This window comes from Ruminococcus sp. AM42-11, from assembly GCF_003480145.1.
In the GTDB taxonomy this organism is placed as follows: domain Bacteria; phylum Bacillota; class Clostridia; order Lachnospirales; family Lachnospiraceae; genus Blautia_A; species Blautia_A faecis.
Window position 1 is genome coordinate 1 of record NZ_QUIO01000056.1, and the last position, 20,705, is coordinate 20,705.

At 37.2% G+C, this 20,705-nt stretch carries 22 protein-coding genes; 5 read left to right on the forward strand and 17 right to left on the reverse strand.

The window, feature by feature from the left end:
* The first annotated feature begins 349 nt into the window (after positions 1-349).
* Positions 350-793, forward strand: coding sequence for a transposase (locus DW904_RS20455; RefSeq protein WP_243110512.1), 444 nt, complete (start codon positions 350-352; stop codon positions 791-793).
* Here DW904_RS20455 and DW904_RS20460 read toward each other — a convergent pair.
* From DW904_RS20460 to DW904_RS20540, 17 genes are all read right to left on the reverse strand, one after another.
* The gene (locus DW904_RS20460) at positions 727-1,572 is read right to left on the reverse strand and encodes a transposase (protein ID WP_118584005.1); all 846 of its coding nucleotides are present in this window, start codon (positions 1,570-1,572) and stop codon (positions 727-729) included. The two genes, DW904_RS20455 and DW904_RS20460, sit on opposite strands and share 67 nt — an antisense overlap.
* A complete protein-coding gene (locus tag DW904_RS20465; RefSeq protein ID WP_040446298.1) occupies positions 1,529-2,017 on the reverse strand; it encodes a hypothetical protein in 489 nt (162 codons plus the stop codon). Before DW904_RS20465 ends, DW904_RS20460 begins: the two co-directional genes overlap by 44 nt.
* The gene (locus DW904_RS20470; RefSeq protein WP_118584006.1) at positions 1,971-2,342 is read right to left on the reverse strand and encodes a transposase; all 372 of its coding nucleotides are present in this window, start codon (positions 2,340-2,342) and stop codon (positions 1,971-1,973) included. Before DW904_RS20470 ends, DW904_RS20465 begins: the two co-directional genes overlap by 47 nt.
* Positions 2,343-2,493: 151 nt before the next feature.
* Positions 2,494-3,366: a DegV family protein gene (locus tag DW904_RS20475; RefSeq protein WP_005360251.1), complete on the reverse strand. Its 873-nt coding sequence runs from the start codon at positions 3,364-3,366 to the stop codon at positions 2,494-2,496.
* Between the two features lie 80 nt (positions 3,367-3,446).
* On the reverse strand, positions 3,447-4,643 hold the full coding sequence (locus tag DW904_RS20480; RefSeq protein ID WP_118584007.1) for an AI-2E family transporter: 1,197 nt from the start codon (positions 4,641-4,643) through the stop codon (positions 3,447-3,449).
* A gap of 20 nt (positions 4,644-4,663) precedes the next feature.
* A complete protein-coding gene (locus DW904_RS20485) occupies positions 4,664-7,285 on the reverse strand; it encodes a cation-translocating P-type ATPase (protein ID WP_118584008.1) in 2,622 nt (873 codons plus the stop codon).
* Positions 7,286-7,342: 57 nt separating this feature from the next.
* Positions 7,343-7,915, reverse strand: coding sequence for a CDP-alcohol phosphatidyltransferase family protein (locus DW904_RS20490; RefSeq protein ID WP_006858451.1), 573 nt, complete (start codon positions 7,913-7,915; stop codon positions 7,343-7,345).
* Positions 7,905-8,969: an FUSC family protein gene (locus DW904_RS20495; RefSeq protein WP_118584009.1), complete on the reverse strand. Its 1,065-nt coding sequence runs from the start codon at positions 8,967-8,969 to the stop codon at positions 7,905-7,907. Before DW904_RS20495 ends, DW904_RS20490 begins: the two co-directional genes overlap by 11 nt.
* 33 nt (positions 8,970-9,002) lie before the next feature.
* A complete protein-coding gene (locus tag DW904_RS20500) occupies positions 9,003-10,046 on the reverse strand; it encodes a HAMP domain-containing sensor histidine kinase (protein WP_118584010.1) in 1,044 nt (347 codons plus the stop codon).
* A complete protein-coding gene (locus tag DW904_RS20505; protein ID WP_003693048.1) occupies positions 10,046-10,756 on the reverse strand; it encodes a response regulator transcription factor in 711 nt (236 codons plus the stop codon). Before DW904_RS20505 ends, DW904_RS20500 begins: the two co-directional genes overlap by 1 nt.
* Complete coding sequence (locus DW904_RS20510) at positions 10,735-12,168, reverse strand: phospholipase D family protein (RefSeq protein WP_118584011.1); 1,434 nt, start codon at positions 12,166-12,168, stop codon at positions 10,735-10,737. The genes DW904_RS20505 and DW904_RS20510 overlap by 22 nt, the downstream gene beginning before the upstream one ends.
* Positions 12,169-12,343: 175 nt before the next feature.
* Positions 12,344-12,769 carry a MarR family transcriptional regulator gene (locus tag DW904_RS20515; RefSeq protein WP_006858455.1) on the reverse strand — a complete coding sequence of 142 codons (426 nt, stop codon included), beginning with the start codon at positions 12,767-12,769 and terminating at the stop codon, positions 12,344-12,346.
* A 1-nt stretch (position 12,770) separates the two neighbouring features.
* Positions 12,771-14,135 carry a citrate/2-methylcitrate synthase gene (locus DW904_RS20520; RefSeq protein WP_172679323.1) on the reverse strand — a complete coding sequence of 455 codons (1,365 nt, stop codon included), beginning with the start codon at positions 14,133-14,135 and terminating at the stop codon, positions 12,771-12,773.
* Between the two features lie 254 nt (positions 14,136-14,389).
* Positions 14,390-15,949: a cardiolipin synthase gene (cls, locus tag DW904_RS20525; RefSeq protein WP_118584012.1), complete on the reverse strand. Its 1,560-nt coding sequence runs from the start codon at positions 15,947-15,949 to the stop codon at positions 14,390-14,392.
* Between the two features lie 35 nt (positions 15,950-15,984).
* Positions 15,985-16,665 carry a GTP pyrophosphokinase family protein gene (locus DW904_RS20530; protein WP_118584013.1) on the reverse strand — a complete coding sequence of 227 codons (681 nt, stop codon included), beginning with the start codon at positions 16,663-16,665 and terminating at the stop codon, positions 15,985-15,987.
* Positions 16,666-16,703: 38 nt separating this feature from the next.
* A complete protein-coding gene (gene bsh, locus DW904_RS20535; protein WP_118339757.1) occupies positions 16,704-17,681 on the reverse strand; it encodes a choloylglycine hydrolase in 978 nt (325 codons plus the stop codon).
* 134 nt (positions 17,682-17,815) lie between these two features.
* Positions 17,816-18,088, reverse strand: a complete 273-nt coding sequence (locus DW904_RS20540) for a hypothetical protein (RefSeq protein ID WP_330382803.1) — start codon at positions 18,086-18,088, stop codon at positions 17,816-17,818.
* Here DW904_RS20540 and DW904_RS20545 point away from each other — a divergent pair.
* The 4 genes from DW904_RS20545 to DW904_RS20565 form a co-directional block, all read left to right on the forward strand.
* A complete protein-coding gene (locus DW904_RS20545; RefSeq protein ID WP_118584014.1) occupies positions 18,047-18,268 on the forward strand; it encodes a S24 family peptidase in 222 nt (73 codons plus the stop codon). The two genes, DW904_RS20540 and DW904_RS20545, sit on opposite strands and share 42 nt — an antisense overlap.
* A gap of 293 nt (positions 18,269-18,561) precedes the next feature.
* The gene (locus tag DW904_RS20550; protein WP_118254521.1) at positions 18,562-19,017 is read left to right on the forward strand and encodes an Hsp20/alpha crystallin family protein; all 456 of its coding nucleotides are present in this window, start codon (positions 18,562-18,564) and stop codon (positions 19,015-19,017) included.
* Between the two features lie 136 nt (positions 19,018-19,153).
* The gene (locus DW904_RS20555; RefSeq protein ID WP_118584015.1) at positions 19,154-19,606 is read left to right on the forward strand and encodes an Hsp20/alpha crystallin family protein; all 453 of its coding nucleotides are present in this window, start codon (positions 19,154-19,156) and stop codon (positions 19,604-19,606) included.
* A gap of 785 nt (positions 19,607-20,391) precedes the next feature.
* A partial coding sequence (locus tag DW904_RS20565; protein ID WP_147422356.1) for a helix-turn-helix domain-containing protein occupies positions 20,392-20,705 on the forward strand: 314 nt, incomplete at its 3' end.

Consider the following 20,705-nt stretch of genomic DNA (forward strand, 5'->3'; position numbering starts at 1 on the left):
TTCCGATCTTATTCGGCACCTTAAGTATACCACTACATAACGTATAGCTAGTATCCAGTTTTCATTTATTGTGGTGAGATTTTCTCATGATTGTCTGTCGGGAAATAGATAGTTCCAGAGCAGAGAGGGTATGACTCACAACGAGTCATACCCTCTCTGAATTTATCTGAAAAAAGAAAAAAGATGGCTAACGACAACCATCTTTCTCTCCGTTACATGTTATAATGTAACTATGCTAACCAATAATTATTATAATGATTTTTTTGAATTAGGGCAACAGAAAATTAACTTTAGTTTCTTCGAATTGAGTTTACCTGACGACGATCCAGTCTATACCCTGAAAAAAGTGATGGAGGAATTAGATTTTTCTGGCTTGTTAGCCAATTGTTCAGATAAGGGAAGAACCGGGTACAATCCAATCATGATGTATGCTGTAGTTACCTATGCAAATATGCGGGGAATACGTTCTGTTGACCGTATTGTTGATCTGTGTGAAAGAGACCTTGCTTTTATCTGGCTGACGCGCGGAAAAAAACCGAAATGTGATGCTTTTTATGACTTTAAAAACAGGAAGTTGACATCTGATGTCCTGGATGACCTGAATTACCAGTTTATGCGGCGGCTGCAGAAAGAAGGGCTGGTCACATTAAAAGAACTTTTTATTGACGGTACAAAGATAGAGGCAAATGCGAACCGTTATACTTTTGTATGGCGCGGAAGCATCAATTACCATCTTGCAGGCCTCCTGGATTCTATCGACCAGCTTTTTGGAAAATATAATGCTTTTTTATAATCTAATAGCTTTTGAAAATCTAATGCTGCTATTTTAAATCCGAAGAATAACCGGGTACGTTTTTTGCCATGCACAGGTATCTTGTCCACATGATATCTTCGACGAAGAAGAGAGGGAATTGCTTCTACTCCATTTCTAAATTTTGCATATTCAGAAAATTCTTCCGTCTGCATGTACTGTAATTGTTTTGCACGACCAACGGATTTCCAAGATACTTCCTTTCGGACTCGTGTTTTTAGAAAACGCGACTGACACCGTTCTTTGTAAGGACATCCTTCGCAGTCACTTATCCGAAAATACGCAACGGAACGCTCATTGCCTGGATCATAGATACAGTCTTCAGGTACACGATTATTCTTACATTTGATGAGATATTTTCCATCATCAGTAAAAACAAAATCAGCATATATTTCATCTGGTTTGCGTCCTGTGAAATTGGTTGTAACAAGTTTTAGATTATGTTCAGATGCTAAACGTGAGTTCTCTTCTCCGCTGTATGCCCCATCGGCAACAATAAAAGAACCATCAGAAAAATCTTTTTTCTCATTAAGATAATCTTTCATAAACTGATTATCTGCGTAGGTATTTTGCTGGTAATCGTAGACAATGACCAGACTGCTTTTTTCTCCGACAGCTTCAACTACGTTTCCAACGTATCCAAGATGTCTGCCACCTGCTTTATAGCGGAAAGTGGCTTCTGGATCAGAAGGATTAAGCAATACTTCTGAAGGATTTTCAACTTCCTCTTTTTTGTCGAAGCCGCCTTGAGCCACCATCATCAATGATTGTGCGTTCCTTTAATAGGCGAATAAGAAGCTGATATTCACTTGTATCATCAAAATCACCGGTTGAATCACAAATCTTTATCAAGATATCTGCATCTTTCATCACAACAACGTTTCTCTCAGTTGCATCCATATCCCGCTTGTGATAAATGCATTTATTATAATCATCTTTTTTAATATAATGATATTGTTCATCCGGAATTTTTGTTCCACGCTCATCCATTATTTTGCAAAGATTAGCAACACAAGTATAAAACAATTCAAGCAATGAGAGGTTTCTGATATTTGCAGCAACCATTAAACTGTCCATACGTTGTTTATCCGGAGTGATATCCATAAAATCAGATATTTCTTTTGCCATTTTTACAACACATTCATGAATAAGATCAACATCATGCTCTGTTTCCTCTTGCTCTAAACCTGCTGAGGGTTCTGTCACTAATTGGCTGCTCTTCAAAACTGGTTGTGTGCAGTACATACTGATAGCGGATATCAAATGCCATAGCTTCAACGATCTCATCGTCAGTAACATTAAGAGCTTCTTTAAGAATCAGTGCCCCAACAATCACATTGACCGGAGTATTAGGTCTGGATGCTTTTTTACTGTAAAGAACAGAAAAAATATTTTCATCAATAGCAGGAAAAACTTTGTCTGCAAAAGTATTTGCCCATGATTTTTCTAACATTCGTTTTTCGCGTTCTGTAAGATTAAAAGTACTGTCTAAAACAGTAAGCTGTTGATTATCATTTTTAACAAAAGACATATAGATCACCTCATAAAATGCTACCTACATTTTACCAAAGAATCCAATGTTTTTACATATCGTGTTAAGTTTTCAAGGTACAAATTTATATCAAAGGCTATAAACCTTTTGACACCCTAATCTTTTATTTTATCTTCTCCGGAGCAGTTTTTTACACTGGCTTACAGGTGCATCCGATTCCCAGTCCATCCGGACCGATATGACAGGACAAACCGAAGGAAAGTTTATCACACATGACTTCCATTCCCGGGAAACTTTCTTTAATCTGGTTTACCCATTCTTCTGTCACTTCATCGGTACTGCTGGACGCCGCCATCAGGTACACTTTACCCGCAGCATATTCTTCTCGGAAATTCGTTTCCAGCTCATGCTTCATTGCATCGATCATAACTTTACGTGATTTCTTCATACCACGGCATTTCTGGTAGATATCAAGCTTTCCTGTGCTGAAATGCATAACAGGTTTGATATTCAGGACATCTGCTGCCAAAGCTGTCACAGAGCTGACTCTTCCTCCTTTTTTGAGATATTTCAGTGTGCTGAGCCCGATATAAATTGTCATTTTTTCTCTGGTTTCTTCAAGAATTTTCTTGATTTCGACTACACTGTATCCTTCTTCTGCCATTTCTACTGCATCAAGAACAGAACGATGCATCGGGGTTGCCACACGACCGTTATCTACGACAAACACCTTACCGGCAAATTCATCTTCATTTGCCATGGCTTCTGCTGTCATACAGGACCCACTTAAAGCACTACTAAGAGGAATATAAACAATCTCCTCATATTCTTTCAGCATCTCTTTCCACATATCCATAACTTCTGTTGGTGACGGCTGAGATGTAGATACATCTACGCCCTTTCGAAGCATATCATAAAATTCATCTCTGGAAAGATCTACTCCTTCACGATACACTTTCTCTCCGATATAAAAGGGCATCGGTAGTACCTTAATTCCGAGTCTCTGCGCTTCTTCGCTCAAAATTCCACTGTGGCTGTCTGTCATGATTCCTATTTTCTTCATAATATCTTCTTCCTTTGTAATCTATTTTTATAACGTCTTAATAATCGGCATTACACTTCATTTATATTTGTATCATATCATTATTTTTCATTCGGCAAAATAAAGGATGACGCAATTTCCTCCTCCGCATACTCTTCCACATCCGTTCTCGTTACTCGTTTTATATGTTGTTTTTTTAGGCGCAGATATACGAACTCCCGGAATATAGTATAAAATACCGATACAAGTGGAATGAAAATCAGCATACCTATAATTCCCATAAGATTTCCGCCGATTGTAACTGCCGCCAGTACCCAAATTGATGGAAGTCCTACTGATCCGCCAACCACATGAGGATAGATCAGATTACCTTCTATCTGCTGCAAAAGCAGAAAAACTATAATAAATAAAACTGCCTGTTTTGGATTTACCATAAAGATCAGAAAACTTCCCACGGCACAGCCAATAAAGGCTCCAAAGATAGGAACCAATGCGGTAAACGCGATCAAAATTCCAATTAAAAGTGCATATGGCATTTTTAAAATACTTAGCGTGATAACAAACATCATTCCGAGAATTACTGCTTCCAGACACTGCCCTGCAAGAAAATTTGCAAATGTCCGATATGTCAGCGAACATATGTTAAGAATTGCATCTGCTTTTTGTTTTGGAATAAAAGCGAAAATCACTTTTCTTACCTGTAAATGTAATTTTTCCTTCTGAAAAAGAATATAGCATGCAAAGGAAAACGAAATAAAAAAGGTCGCTAATCCACTGGCAATGGAACCTACTGCTGACATCGTCGTATTCATCATATTTCCGACTCCGTTTCCAAGAATACTTATTCCCCATTTAATTGCCTGATCAGGCTGAAACTGCAGCTGATCTACCAATTTCATAATATCCTGATTATCATGTGAAATTTCCCGAATCCAGTTTTGCATCTGTGGAATAAAATCTGAAATACTCGTCATCAGATTTCCCATGGTCTGTGTAAGCTGTGGAATCACACCAAACATTACCAATACCATTACACCTGCTGCCAATATAATTGTAAGAAGCAGGCTTATCGGTCTCGCAGCTTTTTTTCCTATTTTATTATTTTCTTTTATCTTTCCGAGCATTTTCTTTTCCAGGAAACTCATTGGTACATTAATCACAAAGGCAATTGCACCACCAAGCGCAAAAGGAAACACAATTTTCCATATTGACTTCAGCACTTCAATCACCACATCGAATTTCCACAAAGCAACTACAAGAAATGCCGTAAACACAATCAGTTCTCGAATTTTTTTCATAGAACATCTACTTAAATCCACTATCTTTTCCCTCTTTTTCTTAGTTTCATACGTATACACTTAAGTAATTGAATAATCAGAAGGCTTGCAAAAGCATATAAATATACACATCCAAGCTGCATCAGATTCAACGTTTCCACTTTGAATAAGTTATGGAAACCAGGAACCGTCAGTACTGTTGTAATGAGTACTGCACCTAACACAAATGCTCCCTGAAGCCACTTGTTATGAAAGAGACCTTTTGTAAAAATGACCGGATGATCTGATTTGCAATTATATCCATGAAACAAACGTGCCAGACAAAGAGTTCCAAAAGCATACGTGCTTCCAAGCAATGTACCATTCTGGTTGTATCCTGTCAAAAAACTGATCATTGTCATTGCTCCAATTACCAAACCTTCCAGACCGATTTTGCTAAGAAAATCTTTTGTCAATATCGACTCATCTGCCAATCTCGGTTTTTCACTCATCACTTCACTTCTATCCGGCTCTAAGCCTAACGCAATTGCCGGAAGACTATCCGTCAAAAGATTAATGAAGAGTAAATGTACTGGTGCAAATGGCACCGGAAGTCCTGCAACCGATGAACAAAGAACGGTTAAAATTGCTCCGAAATTTCCTGACAAAAGAAACTGTATCGCATACTTGATATTCTGATATAAGTTTCGTCCATTTTCCACTGCTTTTACGATTGTTGCAAAGTTATCATCTGTAAGTACCATCGCTGCTGCATCTTTCGCAACTTCCGTTCCGGTCATTCCCATTGCAACACCAATATCTGCCTGCTTTAATGCCGGTGCATCATTGACACCGTCTCCTGTCATTGCCACAATCATTCCTCTTTCCTGCCATGCCCGAACAATGCGAATTTTATGTTCCGGTGACACTCTTGCATACACAGAAATATTTGAGACAAATTCTTTGAGTTCCTCGTCACTCATATTTTCTATATCTGCCCCTTCACAGGCTTCCGATAAATCATGTAATATTCCAACTCTCTTTGCAATTGCTGCTGCTGTAATTTTATGATCTCCGGTGATCATAACCGGTCGAATTCCCGCTTTTATACATTCCGCTACCGCAGCTTTTGATTCTTCTCTCGGAGGATCCATCATCGCAATCAAACCAAGAAATACTAAGTGATCCTCATCTTGTATCGTTAATGTGTGATTCTTAGGAATTTCACGATAGGTAAAAGACAATACTCTTAAACCTTCCATCGAAAATTCCTGATTTTGACGTTGTATTTTTTCTTTATCTTCCTCAGTAATTTTTCGAATTCCCTCTTTCGTCCAGATTTGCTCTGTACGTTCCAGGAGCTTGTCGACTGCACCTTTTACAATCATTTGATTTTTACCATCTATCAGGTGAAGTGTTGACATCATCTTTCGATCACTGTCAAATGGCAGTTCTCCATTTCTTGGATAAAGCTTTCTTACGCTTGCCGCCTCTATCCCATATCGACTTCCAAGATTAATCAATGCTGTTTCTGTCGGATCTCCAATTTCTACTCCATTTTCATTTGTCGAATCATTACATAGAATACTGTAATTTAAAAGACATTTTTGTGCCTGATCTGATATATCAATTGCCTCTGCTGAAATTCTTTTTCCATCTATATAATAATCTTCAACCGTCATTTTATTCTGTGTGAGCGTTCCTGTCTTATCCGAACAAATAATAGAAACACTTCCAAGTCCTTCTACCGCCTGTAGTTTACGAATGATTGCATGCTCTTTTGCCATCTTCTGTGTTCCGAAAGAAAGTACAATTGTCACGATAGAACTTAGCGCTTCAGGAATTGCTGCTACTGCAAGTGCTACTGCAAACATAAATGCACTGCTGATCTTTTCACCGCGGAACACATTTATTGCAAATAAGAGTCCGCAAAATACCAGAATCATAATAGAAAGCTTCTTTCCAAAGACTTCCAAACTCACCTGAAGTGGTGTCTGTTTTTCCGAAGTTGACTTCAAAAGTCCTGCAATCTTTCCGACTTCTGTCTGCATTCCTATATCCGTTACAACAGCTTTCCCACGCCCATACGTTACAAAACTACCGGAAAATAACATATTTGTCCGATCACCAAGTGGCGCTTCCGTCAATATTGTATCCATGTTTTTCTCAACTGCAAGACTTTCTCCTGTAAGAGCACTCTCATCAATCTTAAGACTTGCATTTTCAATCAGTCTTCCATCAGCCGGAATCATATCTCCTGCTTCAAGCAGTATCACATCTCCAACAACCAGTTCTCTTGCCGGAATTTGAACGACTGTACCATCACGCAATACTTTTGCCTCCGGGCCAGAAAGATTCTTTAAACTCTGCAGAGATTGTTCTGCTTTTACCGTCTGTATTGTTCCCAAGATTGCATTGATCGTAATAACCGTCACGATAACTGCCGCACTTTCCACATCTCCAAGCATACCAGATATGATTGCTGATGCAATTAGAATCAGTACAAGAAAATCCTTATACTGTTCAAAGAAAATCTGCAGGATACCTTTCTTCTTTCCTTCTGTAAGTTCATTCCACCCACACTTTTCTCTGGATCTTTTCACCTGTTCACTCGTAAGCCCAGATTTCTTGCCATTCACCCTTTCAAGAACCTCTTCTACCGTCTGCTGATAAATTTCCTTCATCACTTCCGCCTCCTCGTTCTCCTAAATATTTTTCTAGTCATTGCAATATAAAATTGCTTATACAGTCTCTCCCTTAAGAGTCCTGGTATTCTGGATAATATACAGAGCGACCGATATGACCATCATTATAGCGCACAAACCAATCAACAGATCTGATACCATCGGTGTAATTTGGAACCATATAATATGCACCGCTGCAGTTCCATATAATAAAAAGGTTACTATCTTTCCATGCCAGTCTGCACCATGTACTTTTCCTGTCTTTCGTATCACAAGACATCCACTGACTACCATATACAGCTCCTTACCTGCCATTATTACGATTAAAAGAAGCATATGCGGAAAACGAGTAAACAGACAGATTAACATCGCTGCCTGTGTCAGCTTATCAGCCACTGGATCAAGTATTTTTCCTAAATTACTAATCCTATGGAATCTTCTTGCGATATATCCATCAGCAAGATCCGTAAGACCAGACAGCAATAAGATTTCACCAGCTAACAGAGGATTTTTCTTTACACAATAACTCCATATAATTACCGGAATCAGACAAAGCCGAAAAAAAGAAAGAAGATTAGGAACCGTAATAATTCTATTCAAATTTTCTTCCTGATTCACTTCACTCTGCATGTACGGTCACCTCACTTTCCTTTTTTTTAGACATAAACCAATAAAATATAACACAAAATGCTAAAGCAAACACAACACCAAAAACATTTTGAATCACTCTAAGACTAACCGCTCCTTGTAGTCCATAAGTCTCTGCAGCAATGGCTAAAGCACCAAATGTGTTAAATACTGCCTGCCAGCCATATTGTGCTGAAAGTCCTACACCGATTCCACCAAGAATTCCTATATATGCATAGATTGACGAAGGAAGCAGAAAATATAATACTGTAAAACATATAACACCTGCAATATTTCCGACAATCCTTTTACGGACTCTGTAGTGCATATCTTCCATAAACGGCAAAATCGCGGACATGGCCGCAATACCAGCCCACATTGCACGTGGCATATTACAAAGTTCTGCAATGCAAAGGACAATCGGTACGCATAAAATCTGACATATCTGCCATTTTGTTCTGGAAGAAGTGATATCAAATTCTTGTATCAGATCTTTCAGATTTCTTTTATAAGTTCTGTTTTTATGATTTCGATAAAATACAAAGCAGGTAAGTGCTGCACCTAAAGCCATTCCGACTAATCGCATCTGATAGCTTTTTCCCGTAACATCATAACCATATAGCAGCAGATACCCAAGAACCAATGTAGATTGATTAAACATGAATGGATTATGGCATCCGAACAGAATCAACACAGCCAGTGCCGCAATATTTAACAGCATTCCCAATACCGGTGAAAACTGATTTGCTAAATGCGGACATACAGTCATAATTACAAAGAACAAAGCCAAAAGCATCGTAGATTGTCCGGTGTGGATCCCCAGATCCGCATTTCTAAACACCATGAGACATAATAAGACTACTACACCTACAATGCTGTTCTCATTTCCAAATAGGATGCTGAAAATACTAACAAAGAAAAAACAAAATGCCATTGTAACAGCTATCTTCACCAGATATACCCACATATGATATAATTTTTCTTTTAATGTTTCACTCTTTTTCAACAGGTTTTTAGAACCTGCCTGATTTAACTGCAACTCCTGATAAAATGTCATATAAATCCTCCCAGCTTCTAATTTATCTTAAAACTATATAATCTCATCTTTCTGCTTTGGCAGCTCTATAACAAATCTGCATCCACCATATTCACGGTTTTCTGCTTTGATTGTTCCTCCGGCACTATCTACAATCCGTTTTACAAGTGCAAGACCTAGGCCATTTCCTTCTGCTTTATGAGATCCATCTACCTGATAGAACTTGTCAAATATTCTGGATTTTACATCATCCTCTATTCCTGGTCCTTCATCTTCCAGAATGAATTTAACAGAATCCTGTTCTTGTTTCAGAAACATCGTAATTGTCCCCTTTGAAGGGCTGAACTTAATCGCATTATCCAAAAGATTTATCCAGATATGCATAAAAAGTCCTTCATTCCCAGTATATTTAACTTCCTCCAATTCTACCTGAAAACCAATTTCTTTTTCTGTCCATTTTGTTTCCAATGAAAGAAATGCCTGGCGGATCTGTTCATCCAGACGATATTCTGTTTTTTTCATTGGTATATTCTGATTCTCTAACTTGGATAACAGCAAAATATTACCAACCAATCCGGAAAGTCTTTGGGTGTTAAATAAGATTTTTTCTACATATTCCTCTTGATCCGGAGACAGTTCTTCTCCCTGAAGCAGCATTGTATATCCTTCAATGGCATTAATCGGGGTCTTAAACTCATGAGAAACATTAGATACAAAATCCATCTGCAGCACCTCTGTTGCACGAAGTTCTTTTGTCATAACGTTAAAACTTTGATAAGATTCTCCAACTTCTGCTATACGGCTGTTCGTTTCCAAATGCTGTTCAAAATCTCCCTGAGAAACTTCCTTCATTGCTTTACTAAGTCTGGTAATTGGTTCCAGTAACTTTGCATTAATAAAGGAAGTGATCAGCCCTGCAATCAATGTATTGAAAATCAAAAGCCAGCCAAGCACAGGTATGCTGCCCGGCAGATTAAAAAAATGATTCAAAAAAGCAAATAATAAAGCAGATATGACTGTTGAAAATACAAGTGCCAGCCAGATTGCACCAGTCAGACAGGATCGGATCCGCAATCCTTTTTCATTCTTTTGTTCCATTATTTTTTCACCACCTTGTATCCAATTCCACGCATTGTTACGATTTCAAAATCAGGGTTATCTTTAAAACGCTCCCTGATTCTTCCTATATGTACCTCTATCGTATGTGGGTCTGCCTCCGTCTCGTATCCCCATACTTCATCCATCAACTGTTGTTTTGTAAATGTTCTGCCTGGCGAAGCTGCAAGCTTATATAAAAGCAGGAATTCTTTTTTAGGCAAAACAAGACTTTCCTTATCAGTTGTAACCGTCATTGCATCATAATCAAACTCTGTTGAACCGATCACAATTTTGTGTTCATTCAGTATCTGTGCACGGCGAAGCAATGCTCCGACTCTTAAAACCATTTCATTCACATTTACCGGTTTTACCATATAATCGTCACTTCCCGAAAGAAATCCCTGGCGCATATCATCAAAGGAACCTTTCGCAGTGATCATAAGTACCGGTATCTGATATCCTGCTGAACGGAGTTCCGACACCAGTTCATAACCATCCATAACCGGCATCATAATATCAGAAATGATCAGATCAATATATTCCTTATCCAATACTTCTAATGCCTGTGCTCCATCCGATGCACTTTTGACTTGATATCCATTCTTCTCAAGCACTTTTTGGAATAGCTGGCTTAATTCTTTATCATCTTCTACAATCAATATTTGAAACACGTTTTCCTTCCTCCTTATTAAAACAGATACCTTGCCCATCCAAGCAGATGCTGTACCAAAAATATTTTTCTCTGACGTTTCTTTGTTAATTCGATTGGCTCTACATGATATGGATCACGATAGGTTCCATCTTCCAATACCTGGCGGGACACTCTTTCATATTCCATCATGCCCTCTTCCAACTGTTTATTAATATCTTTACTGCGTATTACAAGCATCAGTTCCGTATCCAGATATGCACTTCTCATGTCCATATTAAAGGAACCGATTACAGACAGATCATCGTCAATCAGAATACTTTTTCCGTGGTATGAATAACCGCCTTCATATTCCCAGATATTAATTCCTGTACTTAAGATTCTATTTCTGTTTTTCGCATAATCGGCAGCCCCAAATGGATTCCCATTATTCGCAACTGAATTTGTCATGATAGAAAAATCTGAAACGTTCTCTGCAATCTCCTCCCATGTATTATACATCATATCATTACAGATAATATATGGCGTGTGGATCTTCACACGATTTTTTGCATTTTTCATCAATTCTCCCAACTGATACCACACTACTGGTTCTTTGGAACCTGTGTGAATAGGATTTGACACTAATGCAATCTTTTCTGTCTCAAAAGTTTCGTCCGTGTAATCGGTATCGCAGATTCTTTCCTTATTCTCTTCAAAATATTTCTGATAGCCGTTCTGCAGCTCTAAAACTGCGTTCTTTACAGATTTTCTATTTGCCAGTTTTTTATTGTCATGAAAATAACCACTGTCTTCTTGTTCCCATATCGTTTCAAAATACTCTGACAACTGGTTAACTGAATTTTCTTTCTCAGGTTCATCGCAAACCACTAACACGTCTCTGTCATAGTTCTTATGTCCCGGAAAATCACCCAGGAAATAATTGTATGTATTTCTTCCCCCAAGAATATATCTCTTTCCATCTGCAATCAAATATTTATCATGCATTCTACCCATCATCTTCCATGGTTTCAACGGATTGGCCTTATTATACAGTTTAATTTCAACATTCTCATGGGAAGATAATCCATAGAAATACGGATTTCCTTCCATATCAATCCAGCTCTCCATTCCATCTACTAACAGACGAATATGTACACCTCTGTCTGCCGCATCATGCAGTGCTCCTAAAATCAATTTTCCACTTTCATCGGATTGAAATGCAAAAGTAGAAAGAATAATTTCCTTTTTGGCATTCTTGATCAAACGCACTCTTTGTAAAAGCGCTTCTGGATTCTTTTCTATGATTACTGCCCGTTCTGTATTTTCACTGCATTCGTTCCATGACCCATTTTTTGTTTCTTTTTTGGTTGTATTGGACACTTCCGGCTGCTTTTTATATGCAACGCAGATTCCGAGCAATTCATAAAAAGCCACACATAAAAAAATTGCCAGTATAACAAGAAGGATTTTACATATTTTATACTTTTTCATTGTACATCACCTGATTCCTTTTTATTTCATACTTATACAATACAAAGTCAATCTCAATTTAACCTCAACAAAATTTATTTTTCATAAAAAAATATGACAGGCTTCTTTTTAAAGAAACAGTCATATTTTTATTCTAATATATGAAGGAGCTTTTCTTACTCCGTTGTATTAATCACTATTTTATTTCTTCCATAAGCTGTCGGATTTTTCTCAATGTACACCGCGTAACTGCCAGGTCATCTTCTTGTATATTCGATATGATTTTTTCATAAGCTTCTATCATTTTTTCTTTCTGACAATTACTTAATTCAATTGCCTTGTTCGTCAAAACAAGGTACGTTCTTTCTTTTTTTTCATCTAATTTCCAGATAATATATCCTTTATTTTCAAGACTTTTTACCATCTTAGATGTTTCTGGAATCGATAATTTCATGTATTCTGCCACTTCTGAAAGATATACTCCTTCATGACAGTCTGATTTTTCAACACATTCCTTTATACTATAAAGGAACAAATAATCTGTTCTTTCAACAAATTCAAATATGCTTTCAACATTGATGCTCTTTAAAAAAAACTCCTCTGCACTGGTTCCTGCTCCCATATTATCGTTCCTCTCTTTCTATATATTCTTTTTTGCTGACTAGACTCTTATATGCCGGGCGAATAATCTTATCTGTAGTTATCAATTCTTCCAGGCGATGTGCACTCCAACCAGCAATTCTTGCTATCGCAAATAATGGCGTGTACAATTCTCTTGGAATATTCAACATGTCATACACAAAACCACTATAGAAATCTATATTAGGACTTACTCCTTTGAATATCTGACGCTGCTTTGCAATCAACTTAGGTGCAATCTTCTCAATATTGTTATAAAGGGTCATATCTTTCTCACGTCCTTTATCCCTTGCGAGTTGTTCTACAAAGCCTTTGAACACCCTTTCTCTCGGATCGGAAATAGAATATACAGCATGTCCCATTCCATAAATAAGTCCTTTCTGATCAAACGCCTCTTTCTTCAAAATCTTACTCAGATATGATGCAATTTCCTCTTCGTCTTCATAATCTTTCACATGACTTTTAATATCATCCATCATATTCATTACCATCAGATTTGCACCGCCATGTTTTTTTCCTTTTAAGGATGACATTGCTGCTGAAATAACAGAATAAGTATCTGAACCTGAAGATGTTACTACCCGTGTAGTGAATGTAGAATTGTTACCACCACCATGTTCCATATGTAACAATAATGCTATATCCAGTACTCTTGCTTCCAGTTCTGTGAATTTTGTATCTGGTCTTAATAGGCGCAGGAAATTTTCAGCAATAGATAAATCTTTTTCAGGTCTATGAATATACATACTTTCGTTTTTTTCATAATGACAATAAGCATGGTATGCATATACTGCTAACATAGGAAATGCTGCGATCAACTGCATACTCTGCCTTAGCACATTCGGAATTTCAAGACTTTCTTTCTCCTTATCGTAAGAGCCCAATGTAAGAATACTTCGAGTCATAGAACCCATAATATCTGATGTAGGTGCTTTCATAATGACATCTCTGGTAAAGTTAGTCGGTAGTTCCATACAATCAGATAGTCTTCCCTGAAATTCCATTAACTGTGTATCAGTTGGCAATTCTCCGAATAAAAGAAGATATGCTCCTTCTTCAAAGACAAACCTTTTTCCTTTACTTCCTGTTACTAAATCTTTTATATTATAACCACGATAAGATAACTCGCCATCACATGGACTCTTTACTCCATCACGATATTCAAAAGCTTTTATATCAGAAATATTTGTAAGCCCCGTCAACACACCTTGGCCTTTTTCATCTCGTAAGCCTCTTTTTACACCATACTCTGAATATAGATTCTTACTAATGCTATCATTTTGTTCACAAAAAATTGCTTGCTGTTTCATATAATTTTCCAAATTGCTCATTTGAATCGCTCCTTTCATTCTGTTACGAACTTACATACTATACTCAGATATTCTTGTTTCCAGAGCATTCAGCATTGTCTGTTCTTTTTCTTATTCTTATTCATTAGCAATACAATACAATGGAAAACTCAATTTAACCTCAACAAGGTTTGTTTTTTCATCCATGCAAAATCTTCTTTGTACAACAGACTGTTAGATATAGCAAAAACGGCCTTTCAAAAACAGTTAACTTCTAAATCAACTGTTTTTTGAAAGGTCGTTTCATCAGATTCTTATAGCAATCCAGCAAATAATCTCATAAATAATTGTCCTAGTCGCAAATATGCACTTCGTCCGGTTTGATATTGGTCTGTCACATCACGACATTCTCCCATCGTTCTTATCAGATCATTTTTTATTTCCACAACTGCCTGACAATCTGCCATAAAACAACCGTTTTCAAAATGGTGATATAAACTTCGATAATCCAGATTAATTGTTCCACAAGTTGCCATACAGTCATCTGCCACACTCATTTTTGCATGACAGAAACCAGGAGTCCACTCATAAACACGAACACCATGTTTAACTAATCCATGATAAAAAGAACGAGTTATATTATAAATGAATTTTTTATCAGGGATACCAGGTGTGATAATTCTTACGTCTACCCCTCGCTTAGCAGCCAGACATAACGCATGCGTCATTTCATCTGTTATGATTAGATATGGAGTCATAAACCAACAATATTTTTCAGCTTTATTTATCATACTGATATAAACTTCTTCTCCTACTTGCTCATTATCCATAGGGCTGTCTGCATAAGGTTGAACAAACCCAGTTTGCTGTGCCGCATAATCATAGTGGAAAAGGTATTTACTAAAATCAGAATCATTAGCAGCCTTAGCACTTACTGCATTCCACATTTCCAAAAATGTCACCGTAAGCGACTGAACAGCATCTCCTTCTAAACGAATACCTGTATCTTTCCACTGTCCATACGGGTGTGTGTAATTAAAATATTCGTTTGCTAGATTATATCCACCTGTAAATCCGACTTTTCCATCAATAACGGTTATTTTTCTATGATCACGATTGTTCAAAAACAGATTTAAACCTGGCATAAACGGATTGAATACACGGCAATGAATTCCTATTGCCTCCATCTTTTTCACAAAATCTGTGTTAATAAAGCCTATAGAACCCATATCATCGTAGAATACTCTAACTTCCACACCTGCTTTTACTCGCTCTTCCAGAACATCTTGAATCTTATGCCATGCTTCAGCGTCTTCTATCGCATGATATTCCATAAAGATAAACTTCTGTGCTTTCTCCAAATCCTTAAGCTGTGCCTCTAATCCTTTCACTGCTTCATCAAAATACACAATATCCGTATTCTGATAGATTGGATACTGCGAATTTCTTTGTATGTAACTTGCTATATTTCCTGCTTTCGGAATTGTTTCTTTTATTCTGCTCAAACACTCCTGACTGTCCGGAAGCATTGGTAACAATTTGCTATCAATTTCTGCATATCGCTCACGCATTTTATGTGTGCCACCATTCAAACCAATCAACAAATACAGGCCTACACCCATAATTGGGAAGATTAGAATTAAGATGACCCAAGGCATTTTCATAGAAGAGGTCTTATCTGATGCGTACAATCCCAAAACCAAGATTCCACTCAAAATCCTTGTAAATAAATTTATAATTTCTGCATATTCATTCAAGCGTGTTACGATAGTAATAATAAAAATCACTTCCAGAAGAATGCAGACTATGGAAAAACACAGCCGTTTTACCCCATTTTTTGTTTTTGCTTTGCCCTCTAAAGTATCTTGTTTCATATATATTCCGCCTTCCTACTTGCTCAGTTTTCTCCCTAAATTTCGTGGAACATACCAATTTTGTCTTTTATTCTCTGCATTTCATTATCTGCTTCAATGATAGCTCTTGCAGAATGAAGTAATTCTTCACTTATCTCATCATAGCCAGGCATTTCTTCAATTCCTTTTTTATAGCGAAGTTGATGTTCCAATGTTGCCCAGAAATCCATACCATTGGTTCGAATCTGTAATTCTACACGCATAGGTGTTTTACCCTTAGCAAAAAATACTGGTATTTCAACAATCATATGATAGCTTCGATAACCATTCGATTTTGGATTTTTTATATAATCTTTTATTTCAATAACTTTAATATCATCCTGTTGGGTAATCAAATCTGATATCATATAAATATCGTCAATAAACGCACAAACTATTCGAACGCCTGCTACATCATTGAGATATGTCTGTATATTTTCTGTTGTAAATTCATATCCCATCTTCTGCAGTTTATTGTAAATACTATTGGGCTTCTTAATTCTTGTTTTTATAAAAGAAATAGGATTTCGATTGTTCTCAGCTGAAAATTCATCATCCAAAACCTCAAGTTTAGTTTGTATCTCCCGAATAGCACAACGATACATCATCATTAAATTATAAAATTTCGTAGCATTATTTAAAAACTGTAGTGATTCCGGACTGTTCATCCTGAGTTTTTTTACTTCATCTTTTGTCATGGAACTTTCCTTTCTACCTCATCCCTGATTTCAAAACATTATTTATTTTGATAGTTGATTCGTTCTCCTTGAATTACTGGATAACAAATCATTTTATCACTATCCAGATTTTCTACATGCATATCTACTGCACTGATCTGATGGTTTTCATAAGTATTGTAATAATAAATACCTTTTGTAACATTACAACACGACGTATACAATGTGATTTCATATTTTCCATCCGCTACTTCGCAACATCCTCGTTGCTGATCCACAGATCCGAGAATGTGGAAGAATTGGCTAACGCTTTCTTCCTCTGATTCACCTGAAATTGCATTTACCTTTGTAAAAGCTACACGTACAAAGCGTGAGGAAGATGAGAGATCTCCCGGAAGACCTAATCCTCCCATACCTCTACTATATGCATCAAGAGCCAAATTTTCGCAGAAAGTATTTCTGGGCTGTTTAGGAGATAAATGCATATAATTATTTAGTTGAAACATCTGCTGTGGAAATGGCGGATTATTCGTAAGCACTCCTACTGGATTATCATAAATATGCAAACCATCTGACATAGATTCTACCGTAATTGACTCATTCTCATCAGAAATGATCCAGTGTAATTGTGCTAATGGCAATTGCTCGCTGAAAGGAGTATTAACAATATTAATTCGTTCAAGAAGCTCGCGAACTTCAACTAAAGAAGAACACTGACTTAAAATCCACGGAATAAATTCAAACTGTGCAATATTTTCCACATCTGGCTTAATCGCGGCATAAACAGCATTTCCGACAAAATTCAGTCCTGCCATTGCCACTCCTTTTTCATTCATAGCATCATAATACAAAGGATAATCCTCTGCAACATGAGCCATTCCAATAATTGCATAATGATTTTTCATATCGCCAACATGGCGAAAATTAAACGCATAATTACGTGGTGTAATTACTATCTGATCACCATAAGAGAATTCATAATCGAGGGTTCGTCCAAAGTAAAAATCTTTTGTTTTATAAGTTGCTGCTGTACACATGATCGTTTATCCTCCTAAATAGATTGAAATATGTCAATGAGTTTTTTTCTTGAACAATAGTATAGCACAATCTTTTATTTTGTTCCAACTTCATACATGATCATAACATGTAAACTTTAAACTATTTTCCTAGATTATTTCTCCATCAGTTTTTCAAACCAGGTATCCATAGCTAGGATGAATTGACCTACGTCTGGCAATTCTTGCAGCATTTCGTTTAGGGTTTTGTGCTTCACATATTTCTGCACATACACCCAAAAGACAACGCTACTGGCTTCTGATACAATGTCAGCTATGGTTTTGCGCATAAGCTCTTCAAATTCAGCAATTTCTTCTTTCGGAACAACATCATATGTGGTGACAGTATGGAGCCTCTCTATCTGGATGGACAGATCATCTGGATTCATAAACAAGAAACTCTTGAAGAAGGAGAAATCGGTGTCTTTTTCCTCGATGGTGATGCTTATGTAAAGAAATATCATCAATCTGATTCCGGTATCCAATTTATTTCTCTAAATAAAAAATATGCTCCTATCCAAGTCACTTCCGGCTCCACCTTAAAAACTTTTGGAAAAGTAGTTGGCTAATTTTAAAAGGCTGATGCATTAACAGTAAACTTGCAGGGCGTCTTTTTTCACCATTTTGCATGGCTTATAGCGTTCACAAAACACATTCACAAGTTTCACAAAATCATTCACAAAATCTCACAAAAAATTAGCACTCACCTCTTGACAGTGCTAATAATGCGTGTTATATTACAGATAGAACAAAGGAAGAGAGATAAAAGAAAAGGTATTCCAGATGTTCGAAGAACTAGAAATGATAATACAGCAGACTGGATCGTGAAGATCTAGGGAGCTTTTGAAAGGAGATATGACTTATGTTAATGCCTAGTATTTTTGGAGAAAACTTATTTGATGATTTCTTTACACCATTCTATTATGATGACAAAGATGAGAAGAAAGCGGAAAAGAAGCTGTACGGAAGAAGAGCACAGAATCTCCTGAAGACAGATATTAAGGAAAAACCGGAAGGTTATGAACTGATTGTTGATGTTCCTGGCTTCAAGAAAGATGAAGTCAAAGTTGCATTGAAAGATGGTTACTTAACTGTCAGTGCAGCAAAAGGTCTGGATGAAGACGATGAAGATAAGAAGGGACACTACATCAGACGTGAACGTTACGCAGGAGCCTGCGAGCGAAGCTTTTATGTAGGCGAAGAAGTGACTCAGGAAGACATTAAAGGTGAATACAAACATGGTATCCTGAAACTGTTTGTTCCGAAGAAAGAAGCAAAACCAGTTTCCAATGATCCGAAATATATAACCATTGAATGATAATGATAACATCTGATTGATAAAAAGCTCGTGGTGTTGCCCGAAGATTTCGGGCAGTACCCTTTAAATATAATTGTAAGTAACAGTCGAAAGACTTGAATATAGATTTGTTTGTCATGAAAAGGAGATATGACTTATGTTAATGCCTAGTATTTTTGGAGAAAACTTATTTGATGATGATTGGATGAACTTCCCGTTTAACGATGAGTTTTGGGGCAAGAAGAATCCGCTTTATGGTAAACATGCGCAGAACATGATGAAAACGGATATCCGTGAAACAGACGGTAGCTATGAACTGGATGTCGATCTTCCGGGATTTAAGAAAGACGAGATTCAGGTACAGCTGAAAGATGGTTATCTGGTACTTTCTGCTGCAAAGGGACTGGATAAAGATGAAAAAGATAAAGAAGGTAATTATATCAGGCGTGAACGCTATGCGGGCAGCATGTGCCGAAGCTTTTATGTAGGCGATGCAGTAAGCGAAGAAGACATTCATGCAAAATATGAAGATGGTATTCTGAAACTGTCCGTGCCAAAGAAAGCACCTGAGAAAATAGAAAAAGATGGTTATATTGCCATTGAAGGTTAAGGAAATCTCCTTATAGTCGGGGCTGTCGCATCAATGATTAGGAAATCATAGGTGCGGCAGCATCTTTTTGCCGTTTTTAAGGCGAAATATTCTCTCCTTTCATTCTGTTTCTACAAGAAGGCGAACTTTAATAAACCTTTTCTGGAAAAAGGTTCGTTTTCAGGATTTACTTTTGACCTGTCAAAATCAGGCGGTTTGTTTGAGTGGAAATAAATGCCGCCCTGTCCTTCCTGCCTGAATCTTATAATGAAGCTTGTTTATGTTATACCCGATCGCCAGCAAGATACTCTGGGCGGTTACATTTGCTTTCCTTCGATATAAATATCGCCTGAATTCCATATACAAAAGTTCTTTTAATTCTATTACTATCTGTTCGTTCTCCATTTTCACCTAATCTCTTTACTCCAGTTTCAGCCTGCTCTTTGTTCTGTGTCTTCTGGGGAAGTACTTTGCCTCCCTTGGCTCCATAGAACAGCTCTGTGAGCGCTTCGGCATTTCACAAAACCTGTTTTACAAATGGCTTAAACTGTGGAACTCTCACAGACGGCGCTGGCTTGGTGTTCTGGATGACTCCGAGACTCAGCATAGTTACATTATAACATGTAACGGAGAGAAAGATGGTTGTCGTTAGCCATCTTTTTTTCTTTTTATGATAAAAATTTGGGGAGGGTGTGACTCGACATGAGTCACACCCTCCCTCTCTTAGAACTGTCTATTTGATATGCTCCCTTCTAGGTAGACAAGTGAAATAATAAAAACTTGTCACTTAGGAGGGAGCATATTTTATGTCTAAAAGAAAAGTATCTGTTGCGGATAAGATATATGCTGTAAATCTATATCTGGATGGAAAAGAAAGTCAACGGCGAATTGCCGATATGTTTGATGTAAGTCTCGCATCTGTCCAACAATGGATTCGAAACTATGAATCTATGGGAGCAAATGCATTCACATTGAAAGGGAATAAAAAATATTCCAAAGAATTGAAACAACAACAAGCAAAGTTATCTCTACTCCCGTTATCAAAGAATTGCCGCGCGCAGAGGTGGGAAAAGGGCTTTAATTGCAGTAGCCCATACCATGTTAATCGCGATCTATCATA

What these genes read in the sequence shown, in the direction of transcription:
- cls (WP_118584012.1), bottom strand. Translation starts at nt 15,949, where the DNA reads ATGAAACAAGATACTTTAGAGGGCAAAGCAAAAACAAAAAATGGGGTA.
- DW904_RS20515 (WP_006858455.1), bottom strand. Translation starts at nt 12,769, where the DNA reads ATGGGAGCAGGAACCAGTGCAGAGGAGTTTTTTTTAAAGAGCATCAAT.
- DW904_RS20505 (WP_003693048.1), bottom strand. Translation starts at nt 10,756, where the DNA reads ATGGGCAAGGTATCTGTTTTAATAAGGAGGAAGGAAAACGTGTTTCAA.
- DW904_RS20485 (WP_118584008.1), bottom strand. Translation starts at nt 7,285, where the DNA reads ATGAAGGAAATTTATCAGCAGACGGTAGAAGAGGTTCTTGAAAGGGTG.
- DW904_RS20490 (WP_006858451.1), bottom strand. Translation starts at nt 7,915, where the DNA reads ATGCAGAGTGAAGTGAATCAGGAAGAAAATTTGAATAGAATTATTACG.
- DW904_RS20455 (WP_243110512.1), top strand. Translation starts at nt 350, where the DNA reads ATGGAGGAATTAGATTTTTCTGGCTTGTTAGCCAATTGTTCAGATAAG.
- DW904_RS20540 (WP_330382803.1), bottom strand. Translation starts at nt 18,088, where the DNA reads ATGAATCCAGATGATCTGTCCATCCAGATAGAGAGGCTCCATACTGTC.
- DW904_RS20460 (WP_118584005.1), bottom strand. Translation starts at nt 1,572, where the DNA reads ATGATGGTGGCTCAAGGCGGCTTCGACAAAAAAGAGGAAGTTGAAAAT.
- DW904_RS20500 (WP_118584010.1), bottom strand. Translation starts at nt 10,046, where the DNA reads ATGGAACAAAAGAATGAAAAAGGATTGCGGATCCGATCCTGTCTGACT.
- DW904_RS20530 (WP_118584013.1), bottom strand. Translation starts at nt 16,665, where the DNA reads ATGACAAAAGATGAAGTAAAAAAACTCAGGATGAACAGTCCGGAATCA.
- DW904_RS20470 (WP_118584006.1), bottom strand. Translation starts at nt 2,342, where the DNA reads ATGTCTTTTGTTAAAAATGATAATCAACAGCTTACTGTTTTAGACAGT.
- DW904_RS20555 (WP_118584015.1), top strand. Translation starts at nt 19,154, where the DNA reads ATGTTAATGCCTAGTATTTTTGGAGAAAACTTATTTGATGATGATTGG.
- DW904_RS20495 (WP_118584009.1), bottom strand. Translation starts at nt 8,969, where the DNA reads ATGACATTTTATCAGGAGTTGCAGTTAAATCAGGCAGGTTCTAAAAAC.
- DW904_RS20520 (WP_172679323.1), bottom strand. Translation starts at nt 14,135, where the DNA reads ATGAAAGGAGCGATTCAAATGAGCAATTTGGAAAATTATATGAAACAG.
- DW904_RS20475 (WP_005360251.1), bottom strand. Translation starts at nt 3,366, where the DNA reads ATGAAGAAAATAGGAATCATGACAGACAGCCACAGTGGAATTTTGAGC.
- DW904_RS20480 (WP_118584007.1), bottom strand. Translation starts at nt 4,643, where the DNA reads ATGAAAAAAATTCGAGAACTGATTGTGTTTACGGCATTTCTTGTAGTT.
- DW904_RS20550 (WP_118254521.1), top strand. Translation starts at nt 18,562, where the DNA reads ATGTTAATGCCTAGTATTTTTGGAGAAAACTTATTTGATGATTTCTTT.
- DW904_RS20510 (WP_118584011.1), bottom strand. Translation starts at nt 12,168, where the DNA reads ATGAAAAAGTATAAAATATGTAAAATCCTTCTTGTTATACTGGCAATT.
- bsh (WP_118339757.1), bottom strand. Translation starts at nt 17,681, where the DNA reads ATGTGTACAGCAGCAACTTATAAAACAAAAGATTTTTACTTTGGACGA.
- DW904_RS20545 (WP_118584014.1), top strand. Translation starts at nt 18,047, where the DNA reads ATGGAGCCTCTCTATCTGGATGGACAGATCATCTGGATTCATAAACAA.